This is a genomic window from Streptacidiphilus carbonis (assembly GCF_000787775.1).
GTDB classification, from domain to species: Bacteria; Actinomycetota; Actinomycetes; order Streptomycetales; family Streptomycetaceae; genus Streptacidiphilus; species Streptacidiphilus carbonis.
In genome coordinates this window covers 1-16,239 of sequence record NZ_BBPM01000030.1, presented here as the reverse complement: position 1 = coordinate 16,239, position 16,239 = coordinate 1, and the positions used below count along the sequence as shown (strand labels likewise).

The following is a 16,239-nucleotide window of genomic DNA, read 5'->3' as shown; positions in this document are numbered from 1 at the left end:
CACAACCATGCCCACGCCATCCACACCCCATCTCCTGTGACTCACCTCACACCCCGGACGGCGTAACCCACCAGTTCCCCCCTCGTTGATCCATCCGAACCCGCGCCCCCGCCCACTCGGCACCCACGCCCAAGCCAGCCGAGCCGGGCCCGCCCCTGGCCTCCGGCGCCCTGCCCAACCACCCGGAGGACCCGATGGCAAGGGTGAAGTACACCCCCGAGCATCTGGCCGAAGCCGTCACCCGATCCACCAACTGGTGCGACCTGATGCGAAGGCTCGGCCGGCCGAGAAGTGGCGGCCTTCGAAAGCAGTTGCAGAAGCTCACGGCCGAGCACGGCATCGACGCCAGCCACTTCAAGCAGAAGAGCGGCTGGACCCGGTACCCCGACGCGGCAATCGCCGAAGCCGTCGCCTGTTCGACCACGATGCGTGAAGTCGCCCTGCACCTGGGCGCCGTGCCCGCGAGCGGCACGCTGAGCCATCTCCGCGGTCGAGCGGCCCGCCTTCGCCTGGACCTGAGCCACTTCCCGCTCATGCCATCGGATCCCCGAACTCGCCCTCGACAGACCCCGGGTGGCGTCGGCAGCGGCGCTGTCCAGCAGCGTCCGCGACCTCGCCAGACGACTCGGTCTCGCGGACGACAGCGCAAGCAGAAAGGTTCTCCGAAAGCACCTGAACCAGTGGGGCATCGAGCTGAGGAGCACACGATCATCCCCGGGCCAGGAAATTCCCCTGGATGCGCTCGTCGTGCACGTGCAGGTCTCGACCAGCTTCGCCGAAGTCATGCGACGCCTGGGACTCGCCACCAACTCGGGAAACCATCGAAGAGTCCGTGCAGCAATCCACCGGGAGCAGCTGGACACGAGCCACTTCACCCGTCGGTCCACCGATCCTTCCCCGACCCGGCCCTGCTTCGAGCCGGACCGCGTGCCGATCGTCAAGCCGCCCGGAAGCGCTCGAAGCAGCCACCCTCGACTGCGACGCGCCCTGGAGGCAAAGGGCGTGGCCTACGAGTGCTGCTCGTGCAAGAACCCCGGTGAGTGGCTCGGCGAACCGATCACCCTTCAGATCGACCACGTGAACGGCGACTGGCTCGACAACCGCCTGGAGAACCTTCGTTTCCTGTGTCCTAACTGCCATACGCTGACCCCGACCTGGTGCTCCGGAAATCGGCGGGGAGGGAACTCAACGCCAACAGGAGGGACCAGGTAGCATTCGTGGGGCAAGCGGCCGTGGCGCAGTGGCGACGCAAACGGTTTAGGTCCGTTGGCCCGAAAGGGCTTGAGGGTTCGAATCCCTTCGGCCGCACTGACCATGGAAACGAAGGTCCACCCTCGAAGACTCTACGGGGTGGACCTTCGTCTGGTCCTGCGGCCCCCACGGGCCAGCTCCGCGACCGAGCCCCCGCCCCGGGCCCGGGCACCGCGTGCGCGCCTGCTCCAACTGACCCACCGTCGCCAGGCGCCGGCCCCGTGCCCGGCCGAGCCGGCTCGCTCCCGCTCGCGGCCACTACCAGGACCGGGCAGCGAGCCGGGCCAAGCCCGTGAGCCCTGGTAAGTGCATGATCCTCAGAGGCCTTCCAGCTCGTCCGCGCGGCGGAGGTCCTTGGGTCGACCCACCGCACGGCGCATGCTGATCAGATCCGCCCGCCGGAGGTAGTGGATCTCGGATCCGTCCGAATCGGTGACGGTCAGCGCCCGGCCCAGAAAGTCCGCCACCGCCAGCGAACCCCACGGCAACGCCGGGGTGCAGCAGTCACCGCTGGCGCCAGGCGAAGCGAACTGAACCTTGTCGCGCCGGAAGGCCTCGACTCCGAGCGGCAACGCAGCACCGTCGTCATCGATGAGCGACCCACCTACGGCCCCGAAGGCCGCCACCAGGGCGTCGGCCTGGCCGGGATCACCGTCCCAGAGCAGGTCCAGATCCCCGGTCAGCTCGGTGGAGCCATGCAGGATCCCCGCCACCTGACCGATCACCACCGCACGGGCCCCGGCCCGGTGAAGCGCCCGGAGCAGCGGAAACGGATCAAATCCGCAGGCGTCGTCCGTGCCGATGGTCCCAACACTGTCATCGGCATCATCATGCCCCCGGCCGACGACCCCGCGATCACGCGTGAGCTCCTCCGTACGCCGCACCGCATCCCGCAGACGGTTCAAGATCTCCTGCTCCATCCCGCCATCCAACCACCACGCTCCCCCGGACGGTTGCCGGTCGCGGACGGCCTCGCGGGGTGGGCGCCGCGCCGCCGCCGCCGCTGAGTGCCGCTCGGCTCAGGCGTGGACCAGTTCGCGTACCGCGGGGACCAGGCCGCGGAAGGCCTGGCCGCGGTGGCTGATGGCGTTCTTCTCGTCCGGGGTGAGTTCTGCGCAGGTGATGTCGTAGCCGTCGGGCTGGAGGATCGGGTCGTAGCCGAAGCCGTTGGTGCCGACCGGCTCGAACCGCAGGGTGCCGCGCAGGCGGCCCATGACGACTCGTTCGGTGCCGTCCGGGAGGGCGAGGGCGGCGGCGCAGGCGAAGTGGGCGGCGCGGTGGGGTGGGGCGATGTCCCCCAGTTGGGCGAGCAGCAGGTCCAGGTTGGCCTTGTCGTCGCCGTGCCGTCCGGCCCAGCGGGCGGAGAAGATGCCGGGGGCGCCGCCGAGTACGTCGACGCAGAGGCCGGAGTCGTCCGCGACGGCCGGGAGCCCGGTGGCCCGCGCCAGCGCATGCGCCTTGAGCAGTGCGTTCTCCGCGAAGGTCACCCCGGTCTCGACGACGTCGGGAATCTCCGGGTAGGCGTCGGCGCCGACGAGTTCGACGCCCAGACCGGCGTCGCCCAGGATCGTCCGCAGCTCCACGACCTTGCCCGCGTTGCGGGTGGCGAGGATGAGTCGAGGTTCAGCAGTCACCGCAGCCGTCACCCTTCCAGGACCTTGCGCTGGATCTCCTCCAGCTCGGCGCAGCCCAGCTGTCCCAGGTCCAGCAGCTGGTCGAGCAGCGCCCGGTCGAAGGGGGCGCCCTCCGCCGTGCCCTGGACCTCGACGAACTTCCCGTCGCCGGTGCAGACGATGTTCATGTCGGTCTCGGCGCGCACGTCCTCCTCGTAGTTGAGGTCGAGCATGGGCAGTCCGCCGACGATGCCGACGCTGACCGCGCTCACGGATCCGACGATCGGTTCGGCCTTGGCCCGCGTGATCTTCTTCTCCTGGGCCCAGCGCACCGCGTCGACCAGTGCGACATAGGCGCCGGTGATGGCGGCGGTACGGGTGCCGCCATCGGCCTGGAGGACGTCGCAGTCGATGGCGATGGTGTTCTCGGACAGCGCGCGGGTGTCGACCACGCCGCGCAGCGAACGGCCGATCAGGCGGCTGATCTCATGGGTGCGTCCGCCGATCTTGCCGCGGACGGACTCGCGGTCGTTGCGGGTGTTGGTGGCGCGGGGCAGCATCGCGTACTCGCCGGTGACCCATCCCTCGCCGCTGCCGCGGCGCCAGCGCGGGACGCCCTCGGTGACGCTGGCGGTGCACAGCACCCTGGTGTCCCCGAAGGAGACCAGTACCGAGCCCTCGGCGTGCTTGCTCCAGCCCCGCTCGATGGTGATGGGGCGGAGCTGGTCGAGGCCGCGGCCGTCGTTGCGTGTCATGGATCCGACCCTATCCGTTGCCGGATGCCGCCCGCATACGGCCCGCGTTCGGGCCGCGGAGAGCGGCCCTGATTCGGCGGCAGCACGAGTCGGCAGCTGGATCCCGGCTGCGCCCCGGACATGCCGGCGGCCCGCGCTCCACCCGGGCCGACCGGTCGTGCGGTCGGCCGGGCGGCGCGGGCCGCCGGCGGCGCCCCTCGCGAAGGGCAGTCCAGGTGGCCGATCAGACAGGCCGATCAAGCAGGCCGATCAAGCAGGCCGATCAGGTGACGGAGCGTTACTCCATCATGTCCTCGATGTCGGCGGCGATGGGGTCGGCGTCGGTGCCGATGACGACCTGGATCGCGGTGCCCATCTTGACGACGCCGTGCGCGCCGGCGGCCTTGAGGGCGGCCTCGTCGATGAGGGAGGCGTCCTTGACCTCGGTGCGCAGCCGGGTGATGCAGCCTTCGACCTCTTCGATGTTGTCGATGCCGCCGAGCCCCGCGACGATCTTCTCAGCCTTCGTGGCCATCGTTGTTCTCCTGTTCTCGGCCGTGGGCCGTGTGCCCGACCTGGGGAGGAGCTCCGGCACGGAGCGTCCTCTTGGTCCGCATTGACACGGTAACGCACGGTTGGCCCAACTTCGCGCGCGAAGATCACCCTGCTCACCCAGGATGACGACAACGGGACTTTGGTCCCCGCTGTCGTTGCGGCTGTCGTCGCGGGCGAGCTCGCGCACAACTGGTCTACACCAATTTTGGGTGTCTGCCAAAAGGGCGTCGGGGGCGGACCCGGTCAGCCCGCAGTGGACACGCAGTGGACGTGTCGTGGACGCGCAGTGGACCGGCGAGCTCGACGAGGAGAGTGCATGAGTTCGGCGAATGCCGCCGCCCCCGGGGCGCCGTGGTGGCAAGGCCTGATCAGCGGCCTGCAGAAGATGGGCCGCAGCCTGCAACTGCCGATCGCGGTCCTCCCCGCCGCCGGTATCCTCAACCGCCTCGGCCAGGACGACATCCACACCAGTTGGGGCTTCCCGGAGAACCTGGTGAAGGTCTTCGGCGGCGCCGGCGGCGCACTCCTCGACGGTTCGCTCGGCCTCCCCCTCCTCTTCGCCGTCGGTGTGGCGATCGGCATGGCCAAGAAGGCCGACGGCTCCACCGCGCTCGCCGCCGTGGCCGGCTTCCTGGTCTACTACGGCGTCCTGCACCAGTTCCCGGCCACCAAGGGTGTCGTGACCAACGGCGTCTACACCGCGCCGACGTTCCAGAACCCCGGCGTCTTCGGCGGCATCATCATCGGCCTGCTGTCGGCCTACCTCTGGCAGCGCTTCCACCGGGTGAAGCTGGTCGACTGGCTCGGCTTCTTCAACGGCCGCCGACTGGTCCCGATCATCATGGCCGGGGTGGCCCTGGTCTTCGCGGTGCTCTGCCTCTGGGTGTGGCCGCCGGTCGGACGCGGACTCGACAGCTTCGCCAACAGCATCACCAACCTGGGCGCCACCGGCTCCGGCATCTTCGGTGTGGCCAACCGCGTGCTGCTGGTCTTCGGTCTGCACCAGTTCCTGAACGTCTTCTTCTGGTTCCAGTTCGGGGACTACACCAAACCGGACGGCACCATGGTCCACGGTGACATCAACCGCTTCCTGGCCGGCGACCCGACAGCGGGTCAGTTCACCTCCGGCTTCTTCCCGATCATGATGTTCGCACTGCCCGCCGCGGCGATCGCGATCGCGCACTGCGCCAAGCCGCACCGCCGCAAGGAGGTGATGGGCCTGATGATCTCCGTCGGCCTGACCTCCTTCGTCACCGGCGTCACCGAGCCGATCGAGTACTCGTTCCTCTACATCGCCCCGGTGCTCTACGGCATCCACGCGGTCCTCACGGGTGTGTCCATGGCGGTGACCTGGGGGCTGGGCGTCCACGACGGCTTCAGCTTCTCGGCCGGACTGATCGACTACGTCATCAACTGGAGTCTGGCCACGAAACCATGGCTGATCATCCCGATCGGGCTGGTGTTCGCGGTGATCTACTACTCGGTCTTCAGATTCGTGATCACCAAGTTCAACCTGAAGACCCCTGGCCGCGAGGACGACGCGGACGACCTGGAGGCGGAAGTCATCAAGTAGCGCCGCGGCACCCGGCACGGCGCACACACCCGCAGAGGCCCCCGGCGCACCCCCGCCGAGGGCCTCTGACGTGCCATGCACCCGAACATCACAACTGGAACACAAGGCTCCACATGCAGTTGAGCCCGTGCTAAAAGTGGTCTACACCACCCAGTGGTGTAGACCACTTAGCGCGAAGGAACACCCTATGAGCTCGACCACCGCCGTCCCGGTGGCCCCCGCGAAGAAGCGGGGCTCAGCCTTTTTCCAGGGCCTCCAGAAGGTCGGGCGAAGCCTGCAGCTGCCCATCGCAGTCCTCCCCGCAGCCGGCATCCTGCTGCGCCTCGGCCAGCCCGACGTCTTCGGCGACAAGGGCCTCCACTGGGGCAAGGTCGCAGCCGTCTTCGCCGCCGCCGGCAACGGCGTGTTCTCGAACATGGCGCTGCTCTTCTGCATCGGCGTGGCCATCGGCTTCGCCAAGAAGGCGGACGGATCCACCGCGCTCGCCGCGATCGTGGGCTTCCTCGTCTACCACAACGTGCTGACGGCCTTCCCGGCCTCCGGCTCGGTCACCGCCGCCAACCCGGCCGGCACCCCGCAGGACCCGGGCGTCCTCGGCGGCATCGTGATCGGCCTGCTCAGCGCCGTCATGTGGCAGAAGTTCCACCGCACCAAACTGGTGGACTGGCTCGGCTTCTTCAACGGCCGCCGCCTGGTCCCGATCCAGATGGCCTTCATCGGCACCCTGGTGGGCGTCTTCTTCGGCCTCACCTGGGGCCCGGTCGGCAGCGGCCTGGACCACTTCAGCAACTGGCTGATCAGCCTCGGCGGCGTCGGCGCCGGCATCTTCGGTGTCGTCAACCGCCTGCTGCTGCCGATCGGCATGCACCAGTTCGTCAACACCTTCTTCTGGCAGCAGGTCGGCACCTACCACGGTGTCCACGGGGACCTGAACCGCTTCTTCGCGGGCGACCCGCACGCCGGCCAGTTCATGTCGGGCTTCTTCCCGATCATGATGTTCGGCCTCCCGGCCGCCGCGCTCGCCATCGTGCACACCGCCCGCCCGGAGCGCCGCAAGGCCGTCGCCGGCATGATGCTCTCGGTCGGCCTGACGGCGTTCGTCACCGGTGTGACCGAGCCCATCGAGTTCTCGTTCATGTTCATCGCCCCGGTCCTCTACGGGATCCACGCGCTGCTCACCGGTGTCTCGATGGCGGTGACCTGGATGCTGGGCGTGCACGCCGGCTTCACCTTCTCCGCCGGTCTGCTGGACTACCTGCTCAACTGGAACCTGGCCACCAAGCCCTGGATGATCATCCCGATCGGCCTGGTCTTCGCGGCGCTGTACTACGTGCTGTTCCGCTTCGCGATCACCAGGTTCAACCTCGCCACCCCGGGCCGCGAGCCCGAGGAGGAGATCGAGGACATCACCAAGGCGTGATCGACCAGGTCCGACGGCATCGGACCGAGGAAGCGCCGAGCCGGCGAGGGTCCGGTCCGCACCGCGGGTGCGGACCGGACTCACGCCGGCTTCAGCCCGGAGGCGGTGTCAGAACGCGTAGACGTCCCCAGGCCGGGCCAGCTCGACCGGGCCGCCGAAGGCCGCTGCGGCGTCGCCGCGGTTCCGCTCCGGGTCGGTCCACGGGGGGATGTGGGTGAGGATCAGGCGGCCGACGCCGGCCCGGGCGGCGTGCTCGCCGGCCTCCCGGCCGTTGAGGTGCAGGTCGGGGATGGATTCCTTGCCGTCGGTGAAGGCGGCCTCGCTGAGCAGCAGGTCCGCCCCCCGGGCCAGCTCGACCAGCTCCTCGCACGGGCCGGTGTCGCCGGAGTAGACGAACGCGCGGCCGCCCTGCTCCACCCGGAAGGCGAAGGCCTCGACCGGATGGGCGACCCGCGTCGCGGTGACGGTGAAGGGCCCGAGGGTGAAGGCGCCGTTCCGCAGCGTGCGGAAGTCGAAGACCTCCTTCATCCCGGGGTGCTCGTCCATGTCGTACGCGCGGGCCAGCCGCTCCGGGGTGCCGTGCGGGCCGTAGACGGGGAGCGGGTCGGGGCAGCCGCCGACCCGGTAGTTCCGGGCCACGTAGTACGCGCACATGTCCACGCAGTGGTCCGCGTGCAGATGGCTGAGCAGGACGGCGTCGATGTCGTACAGCCCGGTGTACTTCTGCAGCGCACCGAGCGAGCCGTTGCCCAGGTCCATGACCATCCGATAGCCCTCGGCCTCGACCAGGTAGCAGGAGCAGGGCGAGTCGGCTGACGGAAAGCTCCCCGAGCTTCCCACCACGGTCAGTTGCATGCCGCTTCCTCCGCCGGTTCGTTCAATGTCCCACCACTGAGAGTCGAGAGTAAGGCGGCGTTAAGCCTCCGCCGCTGTGCGCGGGGCCGGTTGTGGTCGGAATCACCAGTACGGGGGGAGCTGCACGCTCCCCCCGTACCCGTGTGCGCCGCCTCCTGCCGCCTGCCGTCGTCCTCCCGCCGGCTCCCGGCACCTCCCGGCGCCCTCCGGCGCCCCGCTGACCACTCCGGCGCTATTTGTCGCGGCTGTGCGGGCGGCGGGAGCTCCAGGCTCTGATCGTCGCGGAGTACCAGCGCGGCTGGCCCAGGACGGTGACGACGTCCGGGTCGGGCAGCATGCCGTGACGCCGGTAGGACTTCACAGTCTCTGGCTTGACGCCGATATGAGCGGCGATCTCGGTGTAGGACCAGAGCTCTCCATTACGAGGACTCATCCCGTACCTCCTCCGGCTGGACGCGTGACCAGGTCTGACGGGTTCTCACCCGCTGGTCGGCTGAATCGTTCTCAACCTTTTCCGGGCCCAACGACGGAGTGGCTCGCTGATCGTTCCCTGTCGACGTTCTGTGACGGTTCTGGATCAGGAAACGGATAAACAGAAGGCCCCCACCCGTGTCACACAGGTGGGGGCCGCTGTCGGCACGGCACGGGCGGGCCCGCGGGCCGCCCGGTCCGCGGATCGGTCAGGCCCAGAGCTGGCCCTGCAGCGCCTCGACCGCGTCCTCGGTGGTGGCCGCGGTGTAGATGCCGGTGGAGAGGTACTTCCAGCCCCCGTCCGCCACGACGAAGACGATGTCGGCGCGCTCGCCCGCCTTCGCGGCCTTGCGGCCGACGCCCAGGGCGGCGTGCAGGATCGCGCCGGTGGAGACCCCGGCGAAGATGCCCTCCTGCTGGAGCAGGTCACGGGTGCCCCGGACGGCGTCCGCCGAGCCGACCGAGAAGCGGGTGGAGAGCACCGAGGCGTCGTACAGCTCGGGGACGAAGCCCTCGTCCAGGTTGCGCAGCCCGTAGACCAGGTCGTCGTAGCGCGGTTCGGCGGCGACGATGGTGACGCCGGGGACCTTCTCGCGCAGGTAGCGGCCGACGCCCATCAGGGTGCCGGTGGTGCCGAGGCCGGCCACGAAGTGGGTGACCGTCGGCAGGTCGGCGAGGATCTCCGGGCCGGTGGTGGCGTAGTGCGCGCCCGCGTTGTCGGGGTTGCCGTACTGGTAGAGCATCACCCAGTCGGGGTGTTCGGCGGCGAGCTCCTTGGCGACCCGGACGGCCGTGTTGGAGCCGCCGGCAGCCGGGGACGGGATGACCTCGGCGCCCCACATGCGCAGCAGCTCGCGCCGCTCCTCGCTGGTGTTCTCCGGCATCACGCAGACCATCCGGTAGCCCTTGAGCTTGGCCGCCATGGCGAGCGAGATGCCGGTGTTGCCGCTGGTCGGCTCCAGGATCGTGCAGCCCGGGGTGAGCCGGCCGTCGGCCTCGGCCCGCTCGATCATGTGCAGTGCCGGGCGGTCCTTGATCGAGCCGGTCGGGTTGCGGTCCTCCAGCTTGGCCCAGAGGCGTACGGCACCCGCCCCGTGCCCGTCACTGCCCAGATTGCCGGGGATGGCTGCAGAGAGGCGCGGCAGGCCGACCAGCGGGGTGTTGCCGACGGCTTCGAGGGGGGTGTCGTACTTCATCAGACGGACCCGCCGGCGACGGCGGGGAGGATGGTGACGTTGTCGTTGTCGCCGAGCGCGGTGTTGATGCCGTCCAGGAAGCGGACGTCCTCGTCGTTCAGGTAGACGTTGACGAAGCGGCGCAGCTCGCCGGCGTCCACCAGGCGGGCGCGGATGCCGGGGTGGCGGGCGTCGAGGTCGGCGAAGAGCGCGTCCAGGGTGGCGCCGTTGCCTTCGACCGCCTTGGCGCCGTCGGTGTAGGTGCGGAGGATGGTGGGGATGCGGACCTCGATGGCCATGGCTGCTGCGCTCCTGTGGAGTGGGAGAGGGAGGGGCTGTCGGTGGGGAAGGCGTGCGATGCCGCCCGGCCTTGGCGCGGACTGCGCGGGCACGGAGTCGAACGGCAGAGCCGAACCGCGGAGTCGGACCGCGGGTCGGCGGAGTCGTGCGGACAGCGGCGCTGTGCGGGCTCAGCTGGGCTGACAGATCGCGCTGGCGAGGCGGCACAGGTCGACGTGCAGCCGTGCCACGAGGCGGATGCCTGGGGCTGGAGTGCTCACATCGAGGGAACGCATGGGCTCATCGTATAGATTCCCGACCCCCAAAAGGGATGCCCGTCCCACTCAGTGGATGGTCGGATCTCACTTTTCGGGACCGCCGTCCCACCGCAGCGCCCCCGGAGGCCTCTCGGGGGGCTCCGGGGGCGTCCGCCGGCCCGCTCAGGCGTAGTCCTCGACGACCTCGACGTCTTCCTCTGTGATCTCGCCGTCCACAATGCGGAACGACCGGAACTGGAACGGCCCCTCGTCGCTGCCGCTGTCCGCCGTGGACACCAGCACGTAGTGGGCGCCCGGCTCGGAGGCGTAGGAGACGTCGGTGCGGGAGGGGTAGGCCTCGGTGGCGGTGTGCGAGTGGTAGACGACCACCGGCTCCTCGTCCCGGTCGTCCATCTCGCGGTAGAGCTTGAGCAGGTCACCCGAGTCGAACTCGTAGAAGGTGGGCGAGCGGGCGGCGTTCAGCATCGGGATGAACCGCTCGGGCCGGTCGGTCCCGGCGGGGCCGGCGACGACGCCGCAGGCCTCGTCGGGGTGGTCGGCGCGGGCGTGGGCGACGATCGCGTCGTGCAGGGCTCGGGTGATGGTCAGCATGGCGCCAGGATAAGCAGGCTCCCGCGGCGCCCCCGCCCGGACCCGCCCGGCCCGGCATCTCCCGGCCCGGCATCTCCCGCACCGGCATCTCCCGCCCCGGCACCGCCGACACCGGTACCGCTTTGCCCCGGCATCACCCGCCCGGCATCACCCGCCCCGGCACCGCGCGCCCCGCGCTCAGCGGGCCATGGCCTCGATCAGCGTCTCCTGCAGCCCGCCGAGCCAGAGGTACGCCATCATCAGCGGCTTGCGCGGGTCCTCGTCCGGAAGGCGGTACATCGCCTCGGCCTCCTCCGGGTCGTCGCTGACCTCCAGTCGGCTGCCCAGTGTGAGCCGCAGGTCGTTCAGCCCGCCGAGCCAGTGCGTGCAGCCGTCCTTGTCCAGCTGGACCTGGCTGCGGCCCTTGCGGTCGCTGCCGGCCCCGTCCAGGCTGCGGACCACGGCCAGGGCGTCGTCGCGCTTGCGGGCCCGCAGGTCGTTCTCGGTGAAGCGGCGGAACTCGGCCGACAGCTCACCGGCGTCCTCGCCCTCGCCGTAGTCCTCCCCCGCCGTGTAGGCGTCGGGGAACAGCCGGGCCAGTGCCGGATCCTCCGGCGCCTTGCTGGGACCCTCTGCGAACAGCCTGGCCAGCGGGTCCTCGTCCGCCTCCGGCTCGTCCCCCGGACCGAGGAGTTCCAGCATCTGGACGGAGAGATTGCGCAGGATGGACACCTCCACCGGGTCGAGGGTGAGTGACGCGCCACCGTGGCGAGCGGGTTTGAACAGTCCGGCCATGAGGGGTCCGTGGCGCCTTTCAGTCATCGGCTGTGGTTCAGGAGGCGGAGCAGGAGCATCAACGGAAAGCGAACGCCGAGCGGCCTGAGCGTACGTCACCTGTCGTGCTGCAGCGTCGCCCAGAGACCGTAGCCGTGCATCGCCTGGACGTCCCGCTCCATCTCCTCGCGACTGCCGCTGGAGACGGAGGCGCGCCCCTTGTGGTGCACGTCCATCATCAGCTTCCGCGCCTTGTCCTTGGGGTAGCCGAAGTAGGACTGGAAGACGTACTCGACGTAACTCATCAGATTGACCGGGTCATTGTGGACGACGGTGACCCAGGGGGTGTCCGGGGACGGCGTCTCCTGCGAGGACGTGTCCCACTCGGTGCGCTCGATCTCGACCGGCGCGACGCTCACGATGTGACTCCCCTGCCTAAACATTTTCGGGACACTCCAATGCTGCCATCCGGGGGAATCACAAGCGATCCGGGGCAGCCCGCCGGAGAGAAATCGTCAAACTGACGAGATGGCGCTAGCATCATCGTATGGACGCCGCCCAGATGACTGCGCCAGCGCAGTCCACCGCGCTGCTCACCGACCGGTACGAGCTCACCATGCTGCAGGCCGCGCTGCGGAGCGGGGCTGCTCGCCGCCGCTCGGTGTTCGAGGTCTTCACCCGCCGGCTGCCCGAGGGCCGCCGCTACGGCGTGGTGGCCGGCACCGGCCGGGTGCTGGACGCGGTGGAGGCCTTCCGCTTCGACACCCCGCAGCTCGACTGGCTCTCCGACCAGGCGGTCGTCGACGACGCCACCCTCGCCTGGCTGGCCGACTACCGCTTCAGCGGCGACATCCGCGGCTACGGCGAGGGCGAGTGCTACTTCCCCGGCTCGCCGCTGATGGTGGTCGAGGGCAGCTTCGCCGAGGCGGTGATCCTGGAGACGGTGATCCTTTCGATCCTCAACCACGACTCGGCGATCGCCGCCGCCGCCTCCCGGATGTCCGCGGCCGCCGGCAGCCGCCCGCTGATCGAGATGGGCGCGCGCAGGGCGCACGAGCAGGCGGCCGTCTCGGCGGCCCGCGCCGCGTACGTGGCCGGCTTCTCGGCCACCTCCGACCTCCAGGCCGGGTTCCGGTACGGCCTGCCCACCGCCGGCACCAGCGCGCACGCCTTCACACTGCTGCACGACAGCGAGCGGGACGCCTTCACCGCCCAGATCGAGAGCATGGGACGCGGCACCACCCTGCTGATCGACACCTACGACCTGGCCGAGGCCGTCCGCACGGCGATCGAAGTGGCCGGGCCCGAGCTGGGCGCGGTCCGGATCGACTCCGGCGACCTGCTGATGCTGGCCCACCGGGTGCGCCGGCAGCTGGACGAGCTGGGCGCGGAGAAGACCCGGATCACCGTCACCAGCGACCTGGACGAGTACGCCATCGCCGCGCTCGGCAGCGCCCCGGTGGACGGCTACGGGGTGGGCACCTCGCTGGTCACCGGCAGCGGGCAGCCGACCTGCGCGATGGTCTACAAGCTGGTGGCCCGGGCCGCCTCGGACGACCCGGCCGCGCCGCTGGTCCCGGTGGCGAAACGTTCCGCCGGGGGCAAGACCAGCCGCGGGGGGCGCAAGTGGGGCGCGCGCCGACTGGACCAGGACGGCGTGGCCGAGGCCGAGGTGGTCGGCACCGGACCGGTGCCGACCGAGCTGGCCGACCGGCTGCTGCAGATCCCGCTGATCGCCGGCGGCACCGTGGTCGGCCGCGAGCCGCTGCTCGCCGCGCGCGAGCGGCACCTGCGGTCACGCGCCCAACTGCCGATCTCGGCCACCCAGTTGTCCAAGGGCGAACCGGTCGTCCCGACCGACTACCTGGTCCCGGCCGAGCGCGGTCTGTAGCCGGGATGACAACCGGGCGCCCCGCCTCCGCATGGTGGCGTCCCGTGGCGTCCCCGTGGCGTCCGCGGACGCGGACGGCGCCTCCCCCTCGCAAGAACGCGCGGCGCTCCCTACTCTCGTTGCAACACCCCGCACCCTCCCGGCACAGCTCTTAGGAGAGCCATGCACCGCGCACTGATCGTCGTCGACGTGCAGAACGACTTCTGCGAGGGCGGCAGCCTCCCGGTGGCCGGAGGATCCGAGGTCGCCGCCTCGATCACCGACCTGGTCGCCGAGTCCACCGCCGGATACGCCCATGTGGTGGCCACCCGCGACCACCACATCGACCCGGGCGGCCACTTCTCGGCGACCCCCGACTTCGCCACCAGCTGGCCGGTGCACTGCGTGGCCGGGACCGAGGGGGTCGGCTTCCACCCGAACTTCGCACCCACCGTCACCTCCGGTGCGATCGAAGCGGTGTTCGACAAGGGCGCGTTTGCCGCCGCGTACAGCGGGTTCGAGGGCGCGGACGAGCACGGGGTGTCGCTGGCCGACTGGCTCCGGCAGCGCGGGGTGACCGAGGTGGACGTGGTCGGCATCGCCACCGACCACTGCGTGCGGGCCACCGCGCTGGACGCGGCCCGGGAGGGGTTCACCACCAGGGTGCTGCTGGACCTGACGGCCGGCGTGGGCGAGGAGTCCACCGAGACGGCGCTCAAGCAGCTGAAGGACGCCGGGGTGACCCTCACCGGGACGCCGGTGGTGCTGGCCGACTGACTCCGCAGGAGCGTCCAACTGGCTCCACGGGTGCGGTGGTTGAGCGGGGTGGGGCGCACGGCGGCGGATGGGGCGCGCGAGGGGGCCCGCGGCATGTGCCAGAGGGAACCTTCCGCCCTTTCGATGAGCCGATGCGCCCCCTGTGCCTCCCCAAGTGAGGTTAGGCTGGGCGTCATCGGTCACCGACCCGGGTATTTCAGCTGATGAACACGGCTCCAATTTTCCGGGAGGCGGCCCCCCGTGCCACCCGTACCGGAAAGCCCGAGCGGCAGCAACTTCAGGCCCCCTTCAGCGGAGTCCGACCCCCCGGCCCGCAGCCCCGAAGCCCAAGGACGGAACAGCCATGCCACGTCTGACACCGGCCCAGATCTGCTACGGCACGCTCGCGGTGGTCGTAGCCACGGTCGCCCTCCTCGCCGCCTCCGGCACCCACAGCCTGCTGGCGATCAGCCTGCTGATGATCCTCGGATTGACCCTCGGCACCATCGCCCTCGCCCTGGCGATAACCGCGCCCGCCCGGCGCGGGGCCAAACCGACGCAGAGCCGCATGGTGGCCGGCGGCCGTCCCGCCTCGGCCCCGCCGGTGGAGTCGATCGAGCGGGAGCGTGAGAGCGCGCGCGGCTGAAGCCGGTGTGCCTGGAGCGCCCGTCCCCGATGTACGGGGCGGGCGCTCCAGGCATACCGGCCACCGGAGTCAGACCACCTTCACGACCACGGTCCTCGCCGCCTTGTCGTGCAGGCACTGCCGGTACGGGCGGTCCCAGGTGCACCACAGCACATTGACCAGTTGCCAGACGCAGCAGACGATGTTCGGCAGCGAGTACACCGCCGCCCGGATCCACCCGGGGCTGCCCGCCGGGGCCGAGCCGTCCGCGAGCATCGCCACCCGGATCTTCATGGCCTTCTTCCCGAGGGTCTGACCACCCGCCAGGGTCAGCATCAGGCCCTCGTAGATGAAGTAGATCAGCAGCAGCGCGGTCTCGGCCACAAAGGTGGACATGGTCCGGTCGTTGTTCTTGGCGGCCGCCGCGATCACATAGAACGGGGTCCCGACGATCGCCACCAGGATGCCGTCGATGATCCTGGCGAGCAGCCGGTACCCGAGCCCTCCCAGCGGCGGCATCCCGCTGTGCACGGTGCCGGTGGGGTCACGGGTGGGGTCGTAGTACGGCTGGGCATTGCCGTACGGGTTGTCGGCGTACGGGTTCTCGCCGTAGGGCGACGTGGGCTGCTGCTCTGACGTGGGCTGGTCGTACGGTGAGCCGCCGGTGGCGGGCTTCTCGAACGACGGCGGTGTCGGCTCGCCGGGCGGCTCGGGCGTGGTCATACCACGAGTAGATCATCTGATATGGCAACAGATCAGGACCTGACCCCGCATGTCGTGCACATGGGTCACATCAGGTCCTTCTGGCCGCCCGGGTCTTTGCAGCCGCCACCAGCGTGCGCCCCGCCCGGTCGTGCCAGCCGCGCCGCCACGGACGGTCCGTCAGACCCCTTAGCAGACCGAACACACCGACCAGCAGCAGCATCGACAGCTGATAGGTGAGCCAGCGGACCAGGGAACGCGCCAGCGCCGGGGGCCGCTTGGACCGCCGGTCCACCACCCGCAGCCCGAACAGCGCCTTGCCGAGGGTGCGGCCCCACGCCGCGGTGGGCAGCGCCTCATAGACGAATCCGACCACCAGCACCGCGATCAGCAGCAGCGCGGCGTCCCCCAGCACCGTGGGGTCCACCAGCCAGACCTGGGTCTGTCCGGACAGCGTGCGGGCCGCGTCGATCTTGTCACGGAGGTGCTGCGACGCCTGCTGCACCAGCGGGACCCCGACCACGGACACCGCACCCACGAGCACGGCAGTGTCCAGCAGTCGGGCACCCAGACGGCGGATCAGCAGGGCGGGGCGCGGCTCCATCGGCCGCACCCGCCCGGCACCGGCCCGCGACGCCGCGGCGGCGCCGGCAGCGGCGCCGGAAGCTGCGAGGCCGACGGTGCGGACGGGGGTCGCTGCGGGGGTGGCCGGGGAGGGCTTGCGCGGCGCGGGGGCGC

At 70.2% G+C, this 16,239-nt stretch carries 19 protein-coding genes and 1 tRNA gene; 6 read left to right on the top strand and 14 right to left on the bottom strand.

Going from position 1 to position 16,239, the window contains the following annotated elements; all coding sequences use genetic code 11:
• The first annotated feature begins 1,226 nt into the window (after positions 1 to 1,226).
• Positions 1,227 to 1,308, top strand: a tRNA-Leu gene (locus TR46_RS22565).
• Positions 1,309 to 1,568: 260 nt separating this feature from the next.
• On the opposite strand, the gene TR46_RS22560 is transcribed toward TR46_RS22565, so the two are convergent.
• From TR46_RS22560 to TR46_RS22545, 4 genes are all read right to left on the bottom strand, one after another.
• A complete protein-coding gene (locus TR46_RS22560; protein ID WP_042404266.1) occupies positions 1,569 to 2,171 on the bottom strand; it encodes a hypothetical protein in 603 nt (200 codons plus the stop codon).
• Positions 2,172 to 2,270: 99 nt separating this feature from the next.
• Positions 2,271 to 2,885, bottom strand: coding sequence for an RdgB/HAM1 family non-canonical purine NTP pyrophosphatase (rdgB, locus tag TR46_RS22555; RefSeq protein ID WP_042404345.1), 615 nt, complete (start codon positions 2,883 to 2,885; stop codon positions 2,271 to 2,273).
• Between the two features lie 8 nt (positions 2,886 to 2,893).
• Entirely contained in the window at positions 2,894 to 3,619 is a 726-nt protein-coding gene (gene rph, locus TR46_RS22550; protein WP_042404265.1) for a ribonuclease PH, read from the bottom strand.
• 277 nt (positions 3,620 to 3,896) lie between these two features.
• Positions 3,897 to 4,133: a PTS sugar transporter subunit IIB gene (locus TR46_RS22545; protein ID WP_030260490.1), complete on the bottom strand. Its 237-nt coding sequence runs from the start codon at positions 4,131 to 4,133 to the stop codon at positions 3,897 to 3,899.
• Positions 4,134 to 4,469: 336 nt separating this feature from the next.
• On the opposite strand from TR46_RS22545, the gene TR46_RS22540 reads away from it, so the two are divergent.
• The gene (locus TR46_RS22540; protein WP_042404264.1) at positions 4,470 to 5,726 is read left to right on the top strand and encodes a PTS transporter subunit EIIC; all 1,257 of its coding nucleotides are present in this window, start codon (positions 4,470 to 4,472) and stop codon (positions 5,724 to 5,726) included.
• Between the two features lie 187 nt (positions 5,727 to 5,913).
• Positions 5,914 to 7,146: a PTS transporter subunit EIIC gene (locus tag TR46_RS22535; protein ID WP_042404262.1), complete on the top strand. Its 1,233-nt coding sequence runs from the start codon at positions 5,914 to 5,916 to the stop codon at positions 7,144 to 7,146.
• A gap of 108 nt (positions 7,147 to 7,254) precedes the next feature.
• Here the strand turns inward: TR46_RS22535 and TR46_RS22530 are convergent, their stop codons facing one another.
• The 8 genes from TR46_RS22530 to clpS all read right to left on the bottom strand — a co-directional run bounded on the left by TR46_RS22530 (position 7,255) and on the right by clpS (position 11,991).
• On the bottom strand, positions 7,255 to 8,001 hold the full coding sequence (locus TR46_RS22530) for an MBL fold metallo-hydrolase (RefSeq protein ID WP_042404260.1): 747 nt from the start codon (positions 7,999 to 8,001) through the stop codon (positions 7,255 to 7,257).
• 232 nt (positions 8,002 to 8,233) lie between these two features.
• Positions 8,234 to 8,434, bottom strand: a complete 201-nt coding sequence (locus TR46_RS22525) for a MarR family transcriptional regulator (protein WP_042404258.1) — start codon at positions 8,432 to 8,434, stop codon at positions 8,234 to 8,236.
• Positions 8,435 to 8,681: 247 nt separating this feature from the next.
• Positions 8,682 to 9,668 carry a PLP-dependent cysteine synthase family protein gene (locus tag TR46_RS22520; protein WP_042404256.1) on the bottom strand — a complete coding sequence of 329 codons (987 nt, stop codon included), beginning with the start codon at positions 9,666 to 9,668 and terminating at the stop codon, positions 8,682 to 8,684.
• Positions 9,668 to 9,946 (bottom strand): MoaD/ThiS family protein, encoded by a 279-nt coding sequence (locus TR46_RS22515; protein ID WP_042404254.1) that lies wholly within the window; start codon positions 9,944 to 9,946, stop codon positions 9,668 to 9,670. Before TR46_RS22515 ends, TR46_RS22520 begins: the two co-directional genes overlap by 1 nt.
• A 171-nt stretch (positions 9,947 to 10,117) precedes the next feature.
• A complete protein-coding gene (locus tag TR46_RS45340; protein ID WP_369406004.1) occupies positions 10,118 to 10,222 on the bottom strand; it encodes a putative leader peptide in 105 nt (34 codons plus the stop codon).
• 144 nt (positions 10,223 to 10,366) lie between these two features.
• A complete protein-coding gene (locus TR46_RS22510; protein ID WP_042404251.1) occupies positions 10,367 to 10,795 on the bottom strand; it encodes a M67 family metallopeptidase in 429 nt (142 codons plus the stop codon).
• Positions 10,796 to 10,972: 177 nt separating this feature from the next.
• The gene (locus TR46_RS22505; protein WP_042404249.1) at positions 10,973 to 11,569 is read right to left on the bottom strand and encodes a DUF2017 domain-containing protein; all 597 of its coding nucleotides are present in this window, start codon (positions 11,567 to 11,569) and stop codon (positions 10,973 to 10,975) included.
• A 95-nt stretch (positions 11,570 to 11,664) separates the two neighbouring features.
• Positions 11,665 to 11,991, bottom strand: a complete 327-nt coding sequence (gene clpS, locus TR46_RS22500; protein ID WP_084718838.1) for an ATP-dependent Clp protease adapter ClpS — start codon at positions 11,989 to 11,991, stop codon at positions 11,665 to 11,667.
• 104 nt (positions 11,992 to 12,095) lie between these two features.
• Between clpS and TR46_RS22495 the strand changes: the two genes are divergently transcribed.
• From TR46_RS22495 to TR46_RS22485, 3 genes are all read left to right on the top strand, one after another.
• Positions 12,096 to 13,439 (top strand): nicotinate phosphoribosyltransferase, encoded by a 1,344-nt coding sequence (locus tag TR46_RS22495; protein WP_042404244.1) that lies wholly within the window; start codon positions 12,096 to 12,098, stop codon positions 13,437 to 13,439.
• Between the two features lie 162 nt (positions 13,440 to 13,601).
• Positions 13,602 to 14,195 carry a nicotinamidase gene (locus tag TR46_RS22490; protein ID WP_042404243.1) on the top strand — a complete coding sequence of 198 codons (594 nt, stop codon included), beginning with the start codon at positions 13,602 to 13,604 and terminating at the stop codon, positions 14,193 to 14,195.
• A gap of 343 nt (positions 14,196 to 14,538) precedes the next feature.
• Positions 14,539 to 14,820, top strand: a complete 282-nt coding sequence (locus TR46_RS22485; RefSeq protein ID WP_052433007.1) for a hypothetical protein — start codon at positions 14,539 to 14,541, stop codon at positions 14,818 to 14,820.
• 69 nt (positions 14,821 to 14,889) lie between these two features.
• Here the strand turns inward: TR46_RS22485 and TR46_RS22480 are convergent, their stop codons facing one another.
• Together TR46_RS22480 and TR46_RS22475 are read right to left on the bottom strand one after the other, a co-directional pair.
• Positions 14,890 to 15,522 (bottom strand): RDD family protein, encoded by a 633-nt coding sequence (locus tag TR46_RS22480; RefSeq protein WP_042404240.1) that lies wholly within the window; start codon positions 15,520 to 15,522, stop codon positions 14,890 to 14,892.
• Between the two features lie 70 nt (positions 15,523 to 15,592).
• On the bottom strand, positions 15,593 to 16,239 hold a 647-nt coding region (locus tag TR46_RS22475), incomplete at its 5' end, for an RDD family protein (protein WP_161790179.1).